This is a genomic window from Leptotrichia sp. OH3620_COT-345 (genome assembly GCF_003932895.1).
In the GTDB taxonomy this organism is placed as follows: domain Bacteria; phylum Fusobacteriota; class Fusobacteriia; order Fusobacteriales; family Leptotrichiaceae; genus Pseudoleptotrichia.
Genome location: NZ_RQYW01000002.1, coordinates 1 through 17,449 on the forward strand (window position 1 = coordinate 1; position 17,449 = coordinate 17,449).

The window sequence follows — 17,449 nt, forward strand, 5'->3', positions numbered from 1 at the left end:
GTCATGAAAAATAATAATACCCCTCCACATAGCTGACTTAATTTTAAAGATACTCCGCGATACACTATCAGCATTCCGTAATATAATGCATTTACTACCCTGCCTATTATACTCCCTCCCTGCTTTGATGCTTCTTTAAATACTTGGGCAAAGGCATCTGAATTGGCATCTGCAAAGGAAACTGCACTCAGTAGCATAAACATTATTAACACAAGCCTGCCTGTACTTAGCAGACTCTTTCTTTTTATTTTCATTCTCCCTCCTTTTTATGCAAAATATATTCTCTAAAAATACTTATCAATTACCCATAATGAAAATTTCCTTTAATTATTTTAATTAATTATACCTTATTCAAAAGGAAAAAGCAATTTTCAAAAAATATGATATTTATTATTATTTCCCTTTATTTTTTAAAGAATTTCTTTCATTTTTCACTAAATTTATATATTTTTTTATATCAAAAATTTTGTAATTTTTTTAGAAGTTAATTGCAATCGATACTCCTACCTGCTTTACTACACTCTGAATGATACTTATACACAAAAAGACTTTAATGGTATTAACAAAATTAAACGGTGTCAATATTACTCCCAATGAAGACTTACCTATCATTTCTATTATCATTGCAAGAACAATAATTACTCCGAAATTCACAAGATACTGTAAAAATCCGCTTATAATTATCTGCAATGTATTCAAAGCTTTTGATTTTGTTATATCATTCATTCCGAATATCATATAAAACAAACCTACTGATGTAGAAATTATGAATGTCAATGAACTTAAAAATATATTAAGTGCAATGTTAAGTAGCGTTATTATAGTCATAAGTCCTGCAAGGGAAGTAATAGGTCTGAATATTACTGCCTGCATTATCACTCTCGATATCGAAAAAAGAAGACCAAATGTTTCCCATGCTTTTTCAAGTACTGAAACATCTCCTGAAAACCATCCTCCTATAACTTTCCATATTGTACTGAAAAATCTGAATAATCCACTTATAGATTCTTTCTGTTTCATAACTCCCGCTCCGAATGTCCCTATGATAAGCGGCATTCCTTTCTTTACAATATGTACTATCAAATCGGAATACGTCACATATTTACCGTTTTCCACGGGGATTTTACTTGCATTTATAAAACTTCCGAAAAGATGTGTTGGCAGTTTATGAAGAAATAAAGGCATTACTACATTTTTCATCAACACGGGATAAAGTGCCACAAAAACAAAATATGGAGCTTTCTGAGCTATCTGCCCTAAAATGCTTTTGATAATTTCTTCTAATGAACCGTGAAGTCCTCCTTTAAAGACCGTCCATAAAACATTTATTGTAATCAGAAACACCATAATAGCCATTATTAAAGTTGAAAATCCCGCCATTCCTTTATTGGCAGTTGAAAAGAAATTCCCCGTCATTCCTGTAATCTCTTTTATTATATTTTCCTGATTAATATTTTCTGTAGCTTCGGCTAAAGGATCCGCAGAAGTAAATCCGTTATACGCCAAATAAACTTGATTTCTCGGCATACTATATGTAGTTATTTTAGGATTCACCGACGGAAGATTCAATATTTTCCCCCTGCTGTATACACTTTTTTTTATGTCCTCCCGTTCGGCTATATTTGTTTCATCATCAATGAAATAAGCTTTACTTATAACAGTTTCAAAAGGTACTACATATGCTGTATTATTTGCATCCGTCATCGGTACAAAAGATTTTACACTTGAACCTTCTTCATACATATTTCCTCCCATTTCGAGCATTTTCAGCTGACCCCCTGTATCCTGATAAACTAATCCAACTGTATCAATAGAACTGTTATTTTTATAGTTCATAATGATAAGATCTCCAGGTCTTAAAGGCATTCCCTGTTTCAGTTGATATTTTGTCATGGCTGCAAAATCTTCCAAATCAAGTTCATTAAAAGCAGCTGTTGATATTCCCGCAATACCGTACATGTATTTTATAAGTCCCGCATGGTCTGTTCCTTCCAGTGCCGTATTTGATTGTTTTTTTTCCGTAGTATATGTATTCCCTGACGAATCTTCGATATCACCCCGTTTTATTTCATATTCATATTCATGTCCGTTATACGTATAATTCTGATTATAGGGAATCTGTCTTTTCCCGTTAAAATTGTTATTAATCTGACTATTCAACGTCTGCTGAATATTTTTTATCTTATTAATTAAATTAAGATGATTTACCACATTTAAATGACAACTTACACTTTTTCTGCCAAAAATTGCCAGATTATAATTGTTCACTATTGTATCGTATGATTTATATGACTGATCCATATTCCCCCGCCGTCCGTAATTAAGTTCTGCCAAAAGTTTTATTTTCATATCTGACAACTGATTTTCACAATTGTCCTGGCTATCCGAAGTTGAAAATGTCATTATATTTATAATAAGAAACAAAATAGTTAAAATTTTTTTCAAGTTTATTCTTCTCCTTTCTTTCAAAAAATTTATATTCCCTTTTTCTGTTCTTTAGTTACTTTTTTCGCTTCTTCATAAACTTTTTTCATTGTTTCTTCTTCAAATTTTTTAAATTCCTCCGCCTGTCTCAACATTTCCTCTTCACTCTTAGGCATATTCTTTCTCACTTCTTCTCTGAACTTGACTATATCCTCATCTGAAATAAACATATTCTGCTCTTTCAGAAGCTCTTTTATTTCTTCATTGGACATTGAAAGTACTTCATTTATACTTTGTTCGTAAGTTTTGACTCCTTCAGGTTTTTCTTCAAACGATTTCATTTCCTCTTCGATTACTTTTCCCTGCTCACTTACAATTTCTCTACTTTCCAGTTCTCTTTTTTCTCCTGTATTTGTAATTCTCACAAAATTTGCATTAAACAGTGAAATAATAATATATATTGCTATTCCGAGTATACCTATAAAAACATATTTTTTCTGCACTATATATTTACCTAAAGTCATTTCTTCTTCCAGTGACAGTATAAAATCCGTAAATTTATTCCTTTTCATTTTTCCTCCTTTATTTATCCTGCTTTCTAAAAAGTCGGTTATAATTCAATTTTTCGGCAAAAGTTCTGAAATCACTTTCTTCAAGTTCTATAATATCTAGTTCCAACATTTCCCTTATTAAATTTTTCAATTCCGTTTCGGGAAGAAATCTGATAGAAAGTCTTTCAAATGCAGGAATGGAGTCTCTTAAATATATCACGGCTTTTTTTCTGAAATCAAAAAGACCGTCGGCCTCCACCTCTCTTAAAATATATTCCTGATTTTTCAGTACAATATCAAAATAACTTTCTATTTCTTTAATGCTATTTTTTATTTTTACATATTTCAGTTCATAAGTTTTTTCTCTGTCAAATATTCCGAATATTTTTTTTCTGATTGTAATTAAAATTTTTCTATTTTCATTTTCAGTTACTTTTATATAACCTTTTATTTTCCTCTTCATTCCATAAATTGTAAATCCTGATTTTTTTAATATAAAAATCATAACTAACATAAGTAAAATCTGTATTATATCTCTAAACATCATTTTTTCCCTTTCCTTAAAATATATTATATTCCTGAAAGTATGTTTTTCATTCTTTGCTCAACTGTTTCAATTCTGTATGTCTCACTATTTACATCGAGATTGTAATGAGTCGTTTCAATATATTCTTCATTTACATAAATATCAAAACTGTTACTGTTCGGAATAAAATTTCTGAGTATTATTTCCTTTCTCTTTTCTTCATTCTCATATCCGAGAACTTTGTTGCCTAGGTTTATTATCCCATCCAGTATAAGCATAATATTTATAAATTTCCCATAATTTTTAAACAACGGACTGCTTATTTTAAGTTCTTTATTAGAATTTATATTAATAAACAGATATTTTATATTCTCTCCTAATATCCTATGGTACTTAAATATGTTAGGCGGCATAACTTCATAATCAAAATCAGTTTCAAAAGGATTTTTCCTGTTTATTTTATATTTCATTTTATATTTATAGTTAAGATATTCTGAATAAGTCACCTTTTTTCTTTCTATTTTCCCTTGTGGGTTAAGAAAAAGCATTTCTCTCTTTATATTACTTTTCCTGAAAATTTTGTACTTGTCTTTTATAATATGTATATCGACCGCATTATATACGATGTTGTCAAGAAAAGAGTTCACATTATTCATATTATTAAAAAAAGCTACTGTAACAAATTTATCACTTTTTTTTTCACCATATTCACCAAGCAAAGGAATGACAAAGTCAAATTTTTCCCAAAGCTCCATAAAAATCTTTATAAACAGAAAGTCTTTATCTATATGTATAATACTTTTATCATATTCTTCCATTGTTGTTACTCTATTTTCATTTAAAATGTTTTCACTTTTAAAATAAAAGTTTTTATATCTGTTCAAAATATTATATATATCATCAAGAAATATTCCTGTAACTCTGTCTTTTACTCCAAGTTTCATCTCTTCTTTTTTTCTCAGGTTCTTTACTTTAAAATTAAAAGAAAAATCTTTGTTTTTCCTCTCTAACTCAGCAAGATTAGCGTTCATTTTCTTTTTAATCTCTCTAACAGTCTGAAAATAATTTTCTTTTTCCTTTTTTATATTCTCACTGATATCATATTTTACTTTTTTCTTTATTTCTTCATTTACTTCATTTTCCATATATTTTTTTTCAAGTTTTAAATATTTTCTTTCTATCTTCTTGAAAAAATTTCTTTCTTTATTTTTAAAAAGAAGCTCAATCTGTTCTCTTTTATAATCCGATATTTGGGAAATTTTCTCCATATCGTTCAGCTTTATACTTTTTCTCATATTTTTTCCGTCTTTGTTATAAGCTCCTATAATATACGGTCTAAGCTCATCGGTAATTTCCTTGAACACTACATTTTCTACTATATTAATAAGCGTTATACTCTCTGTATCAATATTGTATAAATCTGTATTTACAGCATAATATTTTATCGGCTGTCCCTCTTCTGTCCGTATAGTCAGATTTTTCCCCATCATTTTTTTAAATTTTTCAAATATAAGTTTTCTAAAAAGCTCTTTTTTAGAAACTTCATTTTTTACAAGTTCTCCATTTTCAGAGATATATCCTGTTATCCTGTATACACCGTTATCATTTCCGAAAAAAGACTCAGGAATTAAAATACTTTTATTTCCCCTATCAAAAGTCAGTCTCGCTTTAATGACCTTTTTCTCAATTAATTCAAGTTTTTTTTCATCATTAATATTAATTTTATTTTCGGAAAAATTAAGTTTAAGACTCTTCATTACAGGTATCTCAGCTAAAAAACTTTCTTTTTTATATTTTATTTCACTGTTTCCTTTTTCATCTTCAGAAAGATAAGGTATTTCATACTGAAAATTCTTTTTTATAAAGTTGAATATTTTCATTAAAATATACGACTGATTAATTTCCCTTTTCTGGTTTTTAATTTTTTTATTTATACTGTCCCTTTTTTTATTGTATTCATCTTTAGCATTCCGTTTTTTATAACTGTCACATCTTTTTACATATATACTGTAAAGTCTATCGGCTATTTTTTTTGAAATTTCATTATAATTTTTTTCAAGTTCATCGTCATTTACTTGAACTGTAATATTCTCTTTTCCGAAAAAATTGTAAAAATCCAGTACACTTATTATATAGTCGGTTTCCTTATTATCATTTCTATTTTCGAGAAAACTGTCTTTTCCCTTTATAAAAGTTTCAAAAATCACCTTTTTTCTTTTTTGAATTTTTATTATCTGTTCAGAAAGAAAACCGTTTACTTCCTTCTGTTTTTCACTGTCACTTATTTCATAAGTTAAATCAGGATTGGAATTTATTACGATTTTTCCTGTCTTTTCTATGTTTACATCACTGTTAAGTATATTTCTTACATCATTGAAATTAAGACTTATATTATTAAGCTCATTTATATTTCTAAAACTGAGATTATAGAGTCTTTTTACCATTTTTTTCACCACCGGTTATTTTTCTGTAAAGTTCTTGATATCCCCGATTTTTCTCAATATTTTCAGCTTTTATTATTTTCTTTATAAAAAACGGCTCTTTAAGTAATTTGATCATAATCAATTTAAAATCTTCAGTTTCATTTTCTGTTTTCTCAAGCAGAGTGAAAATAAACTTCCTTTCAGTCGAAATTAATCTCATTCTTTTTATAATAAGTTCTTTTTCAATTTCGCTCACTTTCTCAATTCTTCTTAAAACATTTTCTCTTTCAGACATAAATTTACTTTTAAGTTTAAATTTTCTGTTTTCATAATATCCTTCATCCTTATAAAGAAAAGTCAGAAAATCTTTCTGTGTATCTTCTTCTTTGAGTTTTTCTATTAATTCCAGTGCATTTGAAATTTGTATAAAGTCATTTATGTTACAGTTTAAAGTTACTTTGTCTCCACTAATTATAATTCCTGGATTATCCGTTTTCAGGTCTGTTTTATAATTTCTCTCTGTACTGTCAAGATTTTCAAATGTCAGAAAACTTTTTTTGTCTTCATTCTCCCTGTTATACTGAAGATAAAGTAAATCATAAAACAAAGGATCACTGTAATTTTCCATCATTTCATCATCAATTTTTACATTATCACGATAAGTCAGACTGTTTCTGTGATGACTTAGAATTTCATATTTCAAAAACTTTATCTCCTGCATAATATTTGAATTTTCCTTATATTCTTGAGAAATTAAGGGAAACTTCATTATATTGTTTCTTATAAGAATATTGGCATAAGTAAAATGTCTCATTAAATTTATTATGTCATTTTCTTTACGAAATGCATTCAAAATATTTTCAATACTGTTATTAGTATCATTTTTTTCATTTATATGAAAATCAAACTGTTCTATTTCTTCCAAATAGTTTTCCAGTTTATTTCTAATATCTATGGAATTTTCAAATATATTTACTTCATCCAGCTCTTCAAATGAACTGTTGAGTTCAGCAAGTTCTCCAAGTATTACAAGATTTTCTTCTTTTCGGATAAAACTTTTGAATTTTCCATAATCTTCCCAAAGTTCGCTTAATAATACATTTACAAACTGTGTCATTTCTTTTCTAACTGTATCTGTTTGAGCATCTATTCTTCTTATTTCAGCTTCATACTGTTTTGTTTCTATATCTGTAGCATATTTTTTATTATACTTGTTATAATTTTTTCTTTCAGCTTTTAATTCATTGTATTTTCTGATTTTATTTTTAAATTCAAGAAGCTTGTTATTACTTTCAGTCTTTTCAGTAAAATTTACCTTTTCCAAATGTTCATAAAGTACAAAAGCTATCATTATCATATCATAGAACTCTTCAAGTGTTGTAATTTCTCCTTCTTGAATTTTTTCATAATACTTTCTATATATATTATTAAGCTTTTCATTAATATTTCTATAGTCACTTTCTTTTACTTTTATATTCTTACGGTATTTTTTACCAATATTATGTAAACTTCCGTCTGTAAATTTTTTTCTTTTTCCCCTGTCTTCTATTTTTTCTTCCTGTAATTTTCTTATTTCATCATTTGTGAGAACTCTATCTATAAAAGTTTCTCCATATTCTTTCATGCCTTTTTTCCTTTCGCTACTTTATTTATAAATTTCTCAAGGATTTCTTCTTTTATTAAAAGTTTCATTTCATATTTAAAGTCTCTTTTATTTAAAATACCTAAATAGCGTGAATCAAAGGATGTTTCGGTATCTCCCATAAGATAATACTCATCTTTTTTTAAAATATATTTTGTATTTTCTATAGTATCGGTAATTCCTTTTATTTTCAGTATTTTCCCTTTTTTCTCACTGTTAATAAACAGCATTCCGTCATTTTTTATTTCTATAATATCTCCTTCCACAGCTACGATTCTTTTTAGCAAATATATGTTTTTCATTTTGTCTTTATTTGGAAAATTTTCTATATATTTTGAATATTTTTTATCCATTATAAAAAGTACCAAATTTCCTTTTCTATAATCAGGAAAAAACTTTTTCAGATATACGCCTTTTGTTAAACTGTCTGTTACATTATATGTTATTCTGCTAAGGCAAAATGTTATACTGAAAAAAATAAAAAACAGTGTAACAAGCTTTGTTGTAAATTTATGTTTTTTCATTATTTTTAAAATTTCCGTTATTTTTCCTTTGGATATATTTAAAATATTCATTATTTTCCCCTAATAATTTATTTTTATTTTATTATATCACTTATTTTTTCTTTAGACAAATTTCACCAAAAATTATCCATAGAGTAATAAAATCAATTATTTCAATGTATTTTTTCGGAAAAAAATTTTTATATATGTTTCTATAATATTTTTGGAAAAATAATATAAAAATTTTGATATATTTCATAAAAATTTCATCTACTCTGTTAGACTCACAATTTTCTCTCTTATTATTAAAAAAAATCCTTAACTAAATTTTTTATTTTTATCTTTTATAAACAAAGACAAAAAAATCAATTGAAAAAAGTAAAATTTCTAAAATTTGACAAAGTGTATAATTCCTATGATATAATTATTTATCTTATAAAAATGAAAGGAGAATACATTTTGAATAAAAAAGAAAAAATAAGGAAAATTTTAATTCTGTTAATGTTCATAATAGGAATAAATATATATTCATTTGACGGACAAAACTTAATATACAAGCGAATACTTGATGAACATGATCCCAATAGTAAAAGCATAAAAATCGAACTTCGAGAAAATGATATGACTTTTACGGGAAAAAAGGAAGTGGAACAATCATCTTTTCAGATAACAAAATAGAAAGTCTCATAATAAAACACCGTGTAAGAACAAATGAAGACATAATGATTATGGAAAATTTTATAAATATTATTATGTACTATACAAACGGAGATAGAGAACTCGTAAAAGGAAAAGCTTCCGATGATACTTTAAGAGAATACGAAGTCGACATAAGCAGCAAGCTCAGCGAAAAAGGAATAGTCACTAAAATAATTGACATTGTTACTTTAAACAGGTTCAGGGGAATATTAACAGACGACAAAAGGGAAAAGGAAATTAAAATAACTCTCATAAGAAAGCAAAGGAGAATACAATGAGTGAAATAACGCAATTTATTATAGCTGCCATTTCGATTTTTATATTTTATCAGTATTATAGTAAAATTTCAGAAAATGTACCTTTATTTTTTTCTTTCATTCTTATAAATATAATAAAAATGACTAAAGTAAATTTTGTTACAGATTATATATCACGAATTTTATACTATAATATTTTTATAATATGCCTCATAAATATAATATTGTGTTTTAAGGGAAAAGTAAATCTGATAAGAGTATTACTTATCGGTATTGCCTTTATAACTGTAACATACCTTATAGCATATTAAGTTTTTTTTAATTATCTTTATACAATATAATCGTTTTTTATTTTTTATTAGAAAAAGAGTTGTTCCATAAGGTAAAAATAATTCTATAAAATTAATATTTTTAATATTTCTATAAAAAAGTATAATATAAAAAATTCAAGTTTGATATATTTTTTATTTTATAAAACGACTCTTTTTATTATTTTTTCATATTTTATTATTTTTAAAAAATGGTTTCTAATTTCTTTTCCGAGTTAATAAATGTTTTATTTTTTAAATAATTTTGCACAATAACTCAACCCATATCAATCTACTTTACAATTAAAACAATTTAATTATAAAGTCAACAAAAGATACTACACTATCAGATATAAATTCCGAACCATCATCTCAGGATCTATGTTTGCACCAAAAATCCAGTAAATAAGATCTCCCACTGCCCACGTAATTCCGATAATGACAGCTGCCTGAATAAATTTCATGAACATTCCTGCCAAATCAGGCGGACGACCTGCCGTAAAAAGTTCCGGAAAAATTCCCAAAACTGCTATAAAAAGCACTACTCCCGTTATTATCCATTGAAGAAACTGGATATATCCGAAAAGTGTACCGTTAACATCCTGTGTTATTTCCAGTGCATTCTTATCTATATCGGCAGCATATCCCTGAGCCGATAAAAAAAACATAAAAATTATCATTACAAATATTGTCACTATTTTTCTGTTACACATATTCCTTTGCCTTTCTTTTTTATTCATATTAATTTCAAAATTACAACTTTTTCACTGTTTTAAAAATCGCAAAAACAAAAGTTTAAAAACAAACCACCCATAGAGGGCGGTTTTTATTTTATTTACGCATGCTGTCATATAATCTTGCCAATTCTATTGTCCTTTTTTCAGTGAACTTCAGTTCAGTCTGACTGTAAATCAAACTTTCAAAAGTTCCTCCTTCAAATTTTTTTGCCGCCTCTGATGCAGCTTTTTCTTTCTTTTTAATCCAGGCACGTTGAGTATTGAGCAATTTTTCCTTTTCACTTTTTGAAGCTTTAGCTATAATCAATTTATAAACTTTATTTAATTCTTCATCCCATGCTTTCTGTAACTTGAATGTTGCATTTTTCATTTCCGCTGTCACTCCTGAATCCAGTCCTGCTTGCACTTCTTTTTGTAAAACTTCCATTCTCTTTATTAAAGCCGCTTCATAACTCCCGGCTGCTGAAAATCCTATAACACCGAATAAAAGTATCATAATAAATAATATTTTCTTCACATTATCATCTCCCATTTTTTTCATTTCTAGTTTCATTTATAACATATTCTCAATTTAAAATCAACTTTATCTTATTTTCATTTTAGTAATTTTTCCCTTATTTTTTTCATCTGAATCTATTTTTATTTCAGAAGAAAATTCATTCTTAAATAAAACATTATTTTTCAAAGTTCCAATTCCTTTTTCATTTACATTATTTTCTATATAACTTTCTTTTTTTATTCATATTATTCAGCATTCTTTCAGGGAAATCCTCCGTTCAGGATATTTTTCAGTATCTATATTATTTAAAGCTTCCAATGTATGCTTTCCCACTATCCGATCTACATCTAAATCACTACTGTCATTAAGTACATTCAATACTTTCAGTGTTTTAATTAACCAATAACCGCTATTAACTGACCAATTATAAATTGACAGTAATATTCTGCTATCGATTATCCTATCAAGTTTATTCTTGTAAAAACAATCCTTTTCATAAATCTCCTTTACAAGAGCTTATAATTCTTTATATCTCTATTTTCTTTTCTTTTATAATACCGTATTTCATCTCACCTCCGCTATCACCTTTATCGTTTAAATACTTACCTTCTACTTTCAGTAAATATTCAAATATTTTTTCAAATTTCTATTTTTTCTTTTCTTTGTTAATTTTCCTATTTTCCCCTTAATCTTACTAAAACTCCTCGTTAATTTTTCCATATTTTCAAACATAGAAATCTCTCTCTTAACATTATTTTTTATTTGAAAAATTTTTCAGTTTTTAATTAGCTGTTCTATATTATATAAATATTCTATAACAGTGGTTCACACTTTGTCAAATTTAGACATTATACCTTCAAACCTTTAAATTATCTCATTTTAAACCTATTTTTATCCTAAAAAAACTGATGTATTATCAGTTTTTTTAATTTTTATTTATTTTATCATTACATTATCCACACCTGAAAAATTACATTTTATTTATTAATAAAGAAACTGTCTCTTTAATCATTTTTTAAATAGACAGTTTCTTTTAAAAATAATATTTTAATTTTCTAATTTTTCACAAAATACGACAAATACTTTTTATCTTACAATATTTTTCATATTGTTTTCATTTTTTTGTTCTTTCAAATTCGGACTTAATTCAGAAACAGCTTTATCAATCCATTCCGAAAGATTTTTTAAAGGTTCTTTATTATTAATATTTAGATTATTTTTAATGAAGTCTTCCTTTTTACTTACCCTATTTTGCCAACCTTTTAAAAAAACTCCCTGTTCAGGATTTCTTTTAACTATATTATTATAATATTCCCTCTGTGAAATATGATAAGCTTTGAGAAACTTTTCAGGATCTACACTGTTTAATGCCTCTAATGTATGTTTTCCTATTATTCCATCTACTGTCAGATTACTATTTTCATTAAGGGTATTCAACACTTTTTGGGCTTTTTTGACTCCATTTGCCCCACTATTAACTATCCAGTCGCAAATCGAAAGAGCTATTCTATCATCATTTATTTTATCAAGTTTATTTCTGTAGAAATATTTATTTTTGTAAATTTCTTTTGCAGATTCCAGTGGGAAATTACGCATATCCCCTTTATATCCGTATTTTCTTGCTTCTATTTCTATAATTCCGTACTTTGTTGCTCCACCTTTATCATTTTTATGATTGGAATATCCCCCTTCCACATCTATAAGATATTTAAATATACTTTCAAATCTTTCTATATCTTTTTTCAGCTTTTCCTTATTTTCGACAGTAACTGCCTTGTCAGAAGTATCTATTCCTTTTTTTATAGTTTCCTTACTTTTTGTAACTATATTATTTTTAACTGCTATTTTTTCAAGAGAAGATCCTCCTAAAAATCTTTTTTGCCACTTTTCACTGTCCAAATTCGAAATTCTGACTCCGTGTCCTGCGGTTGCAACAGTTTTATTACGCTCTCCTCCTCCTCCGGAATCTATAAATTTACCTTCTCCTATATATATCCCCACATGACCTACTTTACCTTTCTTTTTCGCTGTATCAAAAAAAACTAAATCTCCCGGTTTTAAATCTTTTCTTTTTAAATTATGGTTCACATATTCTGATTGATTTACAGAACCCTCAGGAATTTTTAATCCCGTTTTTTTAAAAACATATGAGGAAAATCCTGAACAATCAAAATAATCAGGCCCCTTTTTCCCCCATACATAGTTGTTTCCTTTTCTTTTTGCCAATATTTCTTCAGCCATTTTCACAACATCATTTCTTAAATCATCCATTGAAATAATACTTTTCTTTTCTACTTTTTTTCTACTATTAAGATTTAATAATTCTTCCATATTATTAGACATAAAAACTCTTCCTCTCTGATTTTAATTTTTTTCTTTAATAATGATAACGCTTGAGTTTGGATTTTTGAAAATATTTACAAAAGCATTGTCATTATTTTTTTAAAATTTCTGTAACTTATTTATTTCTCCTATCATTTTTTTGAAAAATTTTTCAGTTTTTTATTTAGATCAGCTAATCTATTTTACACAGATATTTTATAATATAAACTCAAAATCTGTCAAATTTCGACATTATATTATCAAAGCTTTAATTTATAAGGATTTAAAGCTATTTTTCTACAAAAAAAACTGATAATATATCAGTTTTTTATTTTTATATTTTCTATTCCGGTTTTTCCGCTTCATAAATTATTCTGAAATTATCCCGTGCATTTAAAATTACCACATTTTTCAGTGCAGTATCATAACCGTAGGCATGTATTCCTTCTTCATCAATCAAATATACATTTTTATGCAGTTTCAATCTTGATTTTTCAACCTTTTCAGTATATTCTTCTTCTGAATTGGAAGACTCTTCAATATAGTAATATGTTATAAAATACCCTTTTTTGTCTTTTTCTATTTTAAAGCTGTTTCCATTACTATCAGGATACATAAACTGTTTATTTAAAAATTTTTCTTCATGAAGTTTTCCATCTGTTTTAAATTCCTTGTTTATTCCTAATCCGGTAAATTCCTCCTCAGTGTTCTTTTCTCCCGCCTGTTCTTGAGCACTTTGTTTTTCAATCTTTTCAGCATTTAGGCTATTTTTAACTTTATTATTTTCCTTACCGCAAGATAAAACACCCACCAGCATAACTGATATTATAACAGTCAACAATAATTTACTTTTATTTTTTTTCATTAAAATCATCTCCCTTTTTATTTATTTTTATTTTTTTACTATATTTAAACTATAATTTTATCGAAATCGGAATAAAATTTTTAAAAATCAAATCTATTACTTTCAACATAAAATTTAAAAATAAATAATAGACTTAACATAAAAGATCTTGATAAATATTAATAATACAGTATTAAAAATTAATAATTCATCATTTCTCTCACATATTCAGTAGCTTCCTCCTTTTCTTCTCTGATTTTTTCCATATCTTCTTCATGCTCTCTTTCAGCTTCGGTTCTTTCTTCTTCTTTCTTAATTTCTACAGCTTTCATTACAGTAATTTTTTTATTGTTATTTAATTTTTCTTTGGTTTTCTCCTGATTTTGAAGAGATTCTTTCCTATCCTGACCAATTTTTCTCATATCTTCTTCGTACTCTCTTTCAATTTCACTCAAAATTTCCTTTATTCTGGACTTTACTTCTTCAATTTCCTCATTCAACTTTTTCCGATTATTTCTAAATCTTTTTATTTCATTATTTTCAAAAACTTTTCTTCCTGTCAGATTTGATTTTCTAAGTGTATTAATTTTCATTTGCCCTCTGTAACGAGCAAATCTGTCACTTATATTCAGCTCCTGAAAACTTTGATTGTGATAATCCGTTTCAACAAAAGTTCCTTCACCATCTATTGCAAGAAGTTCCCTTATATAGCTGTTATCCACATTTTCATATTTTATAATATAATCTATAAATTCCCTGTCACTGAATTTATTAAGAGAAAATTTTTCAGAAAAATCACCGTCTTCGGATTCGCTTTCAAGCCTGTTTATAAACCTGTCTGCAAACCTGTTTACAGTTTTTTTCGTTTCTTCATCCATTTTCTCAAGTTTTTCTATATCTCTGTTCAAAAGTGCATGCATTTTTCTATTGTTTTCATTAAGTTCCGTCTGGTTTTCCCTAAGTAATTTTTTCTCTAAATTTGCAGCTTTTTTACGTTTTTCATTTAAAAAATCTTTATTAATTCTTTTTATATCAAGATTCCCCATTATCCTATTTAGTACTTCTACTTTTTCTTCAACACCAGCAGTATTATAAAATCCGAAACTGTATTCTATTTCTCTTTTAAGCTGATAATTCAATTTAGGATTTATTACTATATCATTTCTGAGCAGTTCCGTATCAGTATAATAATCTCTAAGTAGTACTTCCCATTTTTCTTTTATCAAATCTTTTAAAACTTCAATATAAAACCTATCTGTAACCCTCAATATATCTTTATATTTTTCTTCAATAATTTTATTTTTCATTAATATTTCCACTGCCATTGTGGAAGTAAGCTTATTTTCCATTGTACGAAGCTTGGTTTTCAGAAGATTACTTTTTTTCATACTTTCTATGTTCTGTCCGAAAAATTTTATATTTTCAATGTCAATTTTCGTTTTTTCTATTTCTTTAATAAGATTTATTTTACTCTTATTTTTGATTATATTATCAAAATTCTCATTAAAAATTTCCTGATTTTTTAAATTAAAAAAATCTATTTTCTCCTGAGCTTCTTTTATCATTTCAGAAAATTCCAAAGCCTTATTCTGAATATAATTACTCTGCCCTCTTAAAATCTTCAGATCCGGTTCATCTTCAAAGAAACTATCTTTAAAAGAAACGTCAAGGTTCTCATTACCATCTACGCTTCTCCTGAAGCTACTTTCTCTCACTTCCTCTACTTTTAGATTATCCTTAAAAATTTTACCGTCTCTGTTCACACTGAAACTTTGCTTAAATGCTCCTAATATAAAAGCCATATTACTTTTATCTTTAAATTTATATTTTTCGACAATATCACCAGCAGGAACATGCCGACTTATCATTTTATTGATTTGATTCTTATTTTGTTTAAGTTTGTATAGATCAGCTTTTTCTATTTTAAAATAAGGATTTTCAGAAATATTTTCCGAAAATTCTTCAAGGTCATCATCACAAATATCTCTACTTTCTTTAATTATCGAATTTTCATTTATATGGGAAACTACTTTCTCAATGTTTTCATGATTCGTTGTAAGAAGAGGATCAATAATTTTTATTACAGCCCTGTCAAGTCTCGAGCTAAATTCATAATTTATCCCGTTAAATATATAATCAGATGAATTTTCATTAAGTATATTTTCTAATTCTTCGATATTTGTAATTATGTCCTCTAAAACTTCTTCAGGTTCAATCCCTATTTTATTGAAAATCAAATTTCTAATTTCATCATCAGTATCATTAAAATCAAAAATTCCATCTTCTGTTTTTATGAGTTGATTTACAATTCTTCCTCTATTATCGGCAAATCTTTCAGCTGTTTTTATTAAATTACTTCTACTCTCCTGATTTAATATATCAAATTCCATATTAATAAAATCAACATTAATTTTTCCGTTTATAACGGGAACTTTAAGTCCGAAAAAAGGATTTTCCGTATCATCAATTACTATATACGTTTTTCCTTTCATCTTTTTTTTCATAAATTCATTTATTATCAGCTTATTTAATATCATATTTTTGGTAGTATCGGATGGAGATTTTCCAAGCTTTTTTTCAAGATTTTTAAATAATCTTTCATTATCTTTATATAATTTTTTTAAATTACGACTTGTCATTTTTTTCATATTATACCTATCAAGAAAAGGTTTTAACTGTCTATACTCCTTTAAATAATCATTTGAATTAAAATCCAGAATCTCTGTATAAGTATCCAAAGTTTTTATTTGAAAATTATCCTTTAATTTATCAATTCTATTTATTTTATCGAAATCTGTATAATAAAATTCCTTTTTTAGATTTCTTTTTACATTATCATATTCAAATTTAAAATCTTTTTTGTCTTTTATTATATTATACAGTCTTTCATTTTCATATATTTTAAATACCGTATCGGTTAAATCGTCAGAAGAACCTTCACAGAAAAGAATTTTTTTCGGAAAACTAAAAAAAGGAAACATGTAAGATTTCAGAATATTTTCTGCTCCATGTTTCAAAACATCTGATACAAATTCTTCAAAAAAAATTTTATTAAACATTTTCACCTCTGATGAATAAAGTTTTTGAAGACTCATTATTTCTTTATTTTTCATTTCCTGCCGTTTTTTTTCATAATTATCTGCAAGACTGTCATAGCTAAGCATTTCTGTTAATATTATTTTATCCGACTTTTCCTGGCTTTCATTTAATATAGTATAAAGTTTATGAGGATATAATGTACCCATAAAATATCCTATATTTTTAAAATCCATTTTCAAAAACTTATTTCTTTCGCTATACAGTTTTTCCAAATTTTTATCAGTAAATTCCTCTTTCTGATTCTGATAATACTCTTCCTCTCTTTCAAAATATGAATCTCCATTTCTTCCTCTTTTATTTTCTTTAATATTATTGCTTTCATATTTTATTACTTTATTATATCCTTTATTTTCCGACAATATTTTTAGATTACTAAAAAAAGGACCGAGCTGTTCATATTTCCCTTCGGAAAAATTTATATATATTGTTTCAAATATATTTTTTGAAATAATATATTTTTGAGCTTTAAAATTATATTCTAAATCAATATCTTCTTCATTATAACTTTGTATTAAATTTTTTTTATCCACACAAAAAGTTTTCCTGAAATATTCCCGAAATTTTTCGTCAATATTTTTTACTTTTCCTTCTTTCATTTTTTTCCCGCTTTCTGCT

General features: G+C 26.6%; 17 protein-coding genes. 3 read left to right on the plus strand and 14 right to left on the minus strand.

Features of this window, described 5'->3' with window-relative positions; translation table 11 throughout:
- The 7 genes from EII29_RS01255 to EII29_RS01285 all read right to left on the minus strand — a co-directional run.
- Window positions 1–254: hypothetical protein (locus EII29_RS01255; protein ID WP_148096393.1), on the minus strand; the 254-nt coding region annotated here is incomplete at its 3' end.
- Between the two features lie 223 nt (window positions 255–477).
- Window positions 478–2,445 carry a hypothetical protein gene (locus EII29_RS01260; RefSeq protein ID WP_125235736.1) on the minus strand — a complete coding sequence of 656 codons (1,968 nt, stop codon included), beginning with the start codon at window positions 2,443–2,445 and terminating at the stop codon, window positions 478–480.
- Between the two features lie 29 nt (window positions 2,446–2,474).
- Window positions 2,475–2,996, minus strand: a complete 522-nt coding sequence (locus EII29_RS01265) for a hypothetical protein (protein ID WP_125235737.1) — start codon at window positions 2,994–2,996, stop codon at window positions 2,475–2,477.
- A 10-nt stretch (window positions 2,997–3,006) separates the two neighbouring features.
- Window positions 3,007–3,522, minus strand: a complete 516-nt coding sequence (locus EII29_RS01270) for a hypothetical protein (protein WP_125235738.1) — start codon at window positions 3,520–3,522, stop codon at window positions 3,007–3,009.
- 23 nt (window positions 3,523–3,545) lie between these two features.
- On the minus strand, window positions 3,546–5,945 hold the full coding sequence (locus tag EII29_RS01275) for a hypothetical protein (protein WP_125235739.1): 2,400 nt from the start codon (window positions 5,943–5,945) through the stop codon (window positions 3,546–3,548).
- Window positions 5,926–7,548 (minus strand): hypothetical protein, encoded by a 1,623-nt coding sequence (locus EII29_RS01280; protein WP_125235740.1) that lies wholly within the window; start codon window positions 7,546–7,548, stop codon window positions 5,926–5,928. Before EII29_RS01280 ends, EII29_RS01275 begins: the two co-directional genes overlap by 20 nt.
- Window positions 7,545–8,141: a S26 family signal peptidase gene (locus EII29_RS01285; protein ID WP_125235741.1), complete on the minus strand. Its 597-nt coding sequence runs from the start codon at window positions 8,139–8,141 to the stop codon at window positions 7,545–7,547. The genes EII29_RS01280 and EII29_RS01285 overlap by 4 nt, the downstream gene beginning before the upstream one ends.
- 387 nt (window positions 8,142–8,528) lie before the next feature.
- Between EII29_RS01285 and EII29_RS01290 the strand changes: the two genes are divergently transcribed.
- Genes EII29_RS01290 through EII29_RS01300 form a run of 3 tightly spaced genes read left to right on the plus strand, consistent with a single transcriptional unit; the run spans window position 8,529 to window position 9,336 of the window.
- Window positions 8,529–8,747 carry a hypothetical protein gene (locus EII29_RS01290; RefSeq protein ID WP_125235742.1) on the plus strand — a complete coding sequence of 73 codons (219 nt, stop codon included), beginning with the start codon at window positions 8,529–8,531 and terminating at the stop codon, window positions 8,745–8,747.
- Window positions 8,748–8,797: 50 nt separating this feature from the next.
- Entirely contained in the window at window positions 8,798–9,046 is a 249-nt protein-coding gene (locus tag EII29_RS01295; RefSeq protein WP_125235743.1) for a hypothetical protein, read from the plus strand.
- The gene (locus EII29_RS01300) at window positions 9,043–9,336 is read left to right on the plus strand and encodes a hypothetical protein (protein WP_125235744.1); all 294 of its coding nucleotides are present in this window, start codon (window positions 9,043–9,045) and stop codon (window positions 9,334–9,336) included. The genes EII29_RS01295 and EII29_RS01300 overlap by 4 nt, the downstream gene beginning before the upstream one ends.
- Window positions 9,337–9,671: 335 nt before the next feature.
- Here EII29_RS01300 and EII29_RS01305 read toward each other — a convergent pair whose 3' ends face one another.
- From EII29_RS01305 to EII29_RS01330, 7 genes are all read right to left on the minus strand, one after another.
- Window positions 9,672–10,073 carry a hypothetical protein gene (locus EII29_RS01305; RefSeq protein ID WP_148096394.1) on the minus strand — a complete coding sequence of 134 codons (402 nt, stop codon included), beginning with the start codon at window positions 10,071–10,073 and terminating at the stop codon, window positions 9,672–9,674.
- Window positions 10,074–10,164: 91 nt separating this feature from the next.
- Window positions 10,165–10,623 carry a lysozyme inhibitor LprI family protein gene (locus tag EII29_RS01310; protein WP_233573216.1) on the minus strand — a complete coding sequence of 153 codons (459 nt, stop codon included), beginning with the start codon at window positions 10,621–10,623 and terminating at the stop codon, window positions 10,165–10,167.
- Window positions 10,624–10,818: 195 nt separating this feature from the next.
- Complete coding sequence (locus EII29_RS12975) at window positions 10,819–10,947, minus strand: hypothetical protein (protein WP_255410998.1); 129 nt, start codon at window positions 10,945–10,947, stop codon at window positions 10,819–10,821.
- A 148-nt stretch (window positions 10,948–11,095) separates the two neighbouring features.
- Entirely contained in the window at window positions 11,096–11,203 is a 108-nt protein-coding gene (locus EII29_RS13140; protein WP_125235924.1) for a glycosyl hydrolase 108 family protein, read from the minus strand.
- Between the two features lie 452 nt (window positions 11,204–11,655).
- Window positions 11,656–12,912 carry an NlpC/P60 family protein gene (locus EII29_RS13115; RefSeq protein ID WP_125235747.1) on the minus strand — a complete coding sequence of 419 codons (1,257 nt, stop codon included), beginning with the start codon at window positions 12,910–12,912 and terminating at the stop codon, window positions 11,656–11,658.
- A 322-nt stretch (window positions 12,913–13,234) separates the two neighbouring features.
- Window positions 13,235–13,756, minus strand: coding sequence for a pantothenate kinase (locus EII29_RS01325; protein WP_125235748.1), 522 nt, complete (start codon window positions 13,754–13,756; stop codon window positions 13,235–13,237).
- A 179-nt stretch (window positions 13,757–13,935) separates the two neighbouring features.
- Window positions 13,936–17,430: a hypothetical protein gene (locus EII29_RS01330; protein WP_125235749.1), complete on the minus strand. Its 3,495-nt coding sequence runs from the start codon at window positions 17,428–17,430 to the stop codon at window positions 13,936–13,938.
- Window positions 17,431–17,449 lie beyond the last annotated feature (19 nt).

What these genes read in the sequence shown, in the direction of transcription:
- EII29_RS01265 (WP_125235737.1), bottom strand. Translation starts at nt 2,996, where the DNA reads ATGAAAAGGAATAAATTTACGGATTTTATACTGTCACTGGAAGAAGAA.
- EII29_RS01270 (WP_125235738.1), bottom strand. Translation starts at nt 3,522, where the DNA reads ATGATGTTTAGAGATATAATACAGATTTTACTTATGTTAGTTATGATT.
- EII29_RS01275 (WP_125235739.1), bottom strand. Translation starts at nt 5,945, where the DNA reads ATGGTAAAAAGACTCTATAATCTCAGTTTTAGAAATATAAATGAGCTT.
- EII29_RS01280 (WP_125235740.1), bottom strand. Translation starts at nt 7,548, where the DNA reads ATGAAAGAATATGGAGAAACTTTTATAGATAGAGTTCTCACAAATGAT.
- EII29_RS01285 (WP_125235741.1), bottom strand. Translation starts at nt 8,141, where the DNA reads ATGAATATTTTAAATATATCCAAAGGAAAAATAACGGAAATTTTAAAA.
- EII29_RS01295 (WP_125235743.1), top strand. Translation starts at nt 8,798, where the DNA reads ATGGAAAATTTTATAAATATTATTATGTACTATACAAACGGAGATAGA.
- EII29_RS01300 (WP_125235744.1), top strand. Translation starts at nt 9,043, where the DNA reads ATGAGTGAAATAACGCAATTTATTATAGCTGCCATTTCGATTTTTATA.
- EII29_RS01305 (WP_148096394.1), bottom strand. Translation starts at nt 10,073, where the DNA reads ATGAATAAAAAAGAAAGGCAAAGGAATATGTGTAACAGAAAAATAGTG.
- EII29_RS01310 (WP_233573216.1), bottom strand. Translation starts at nt 10,623, where the DNA reads ATGAAACTAGAAATGAAAAAAATGGGAGATGATAATGTGAAGAAAATA.
- EII29_RS13115 (WP_125235747.1), bottom strand. Translation starts at nt 12,912, where the DNA reads ATGTCTAATAATATGGAAGAATTATTAAATCTTAATAGTAGAAAAAAA.
- EII29_RS01325 (WP_125235748.1), bottom strand. Translation starts at nt 13,756, where the DNA reads ATGAAAAAAAATAAAAGTAAATTATTGTTGACTGTTATAATATCAGTT.
- EII29_RS01330 (WP_125235749.1), bottom strand. Translation starts at nt 17,430, where the DNA reads ATGAAAGAAGGAAAAGTAAAAAATATTGACGAAAAATTTCGGGAATAT.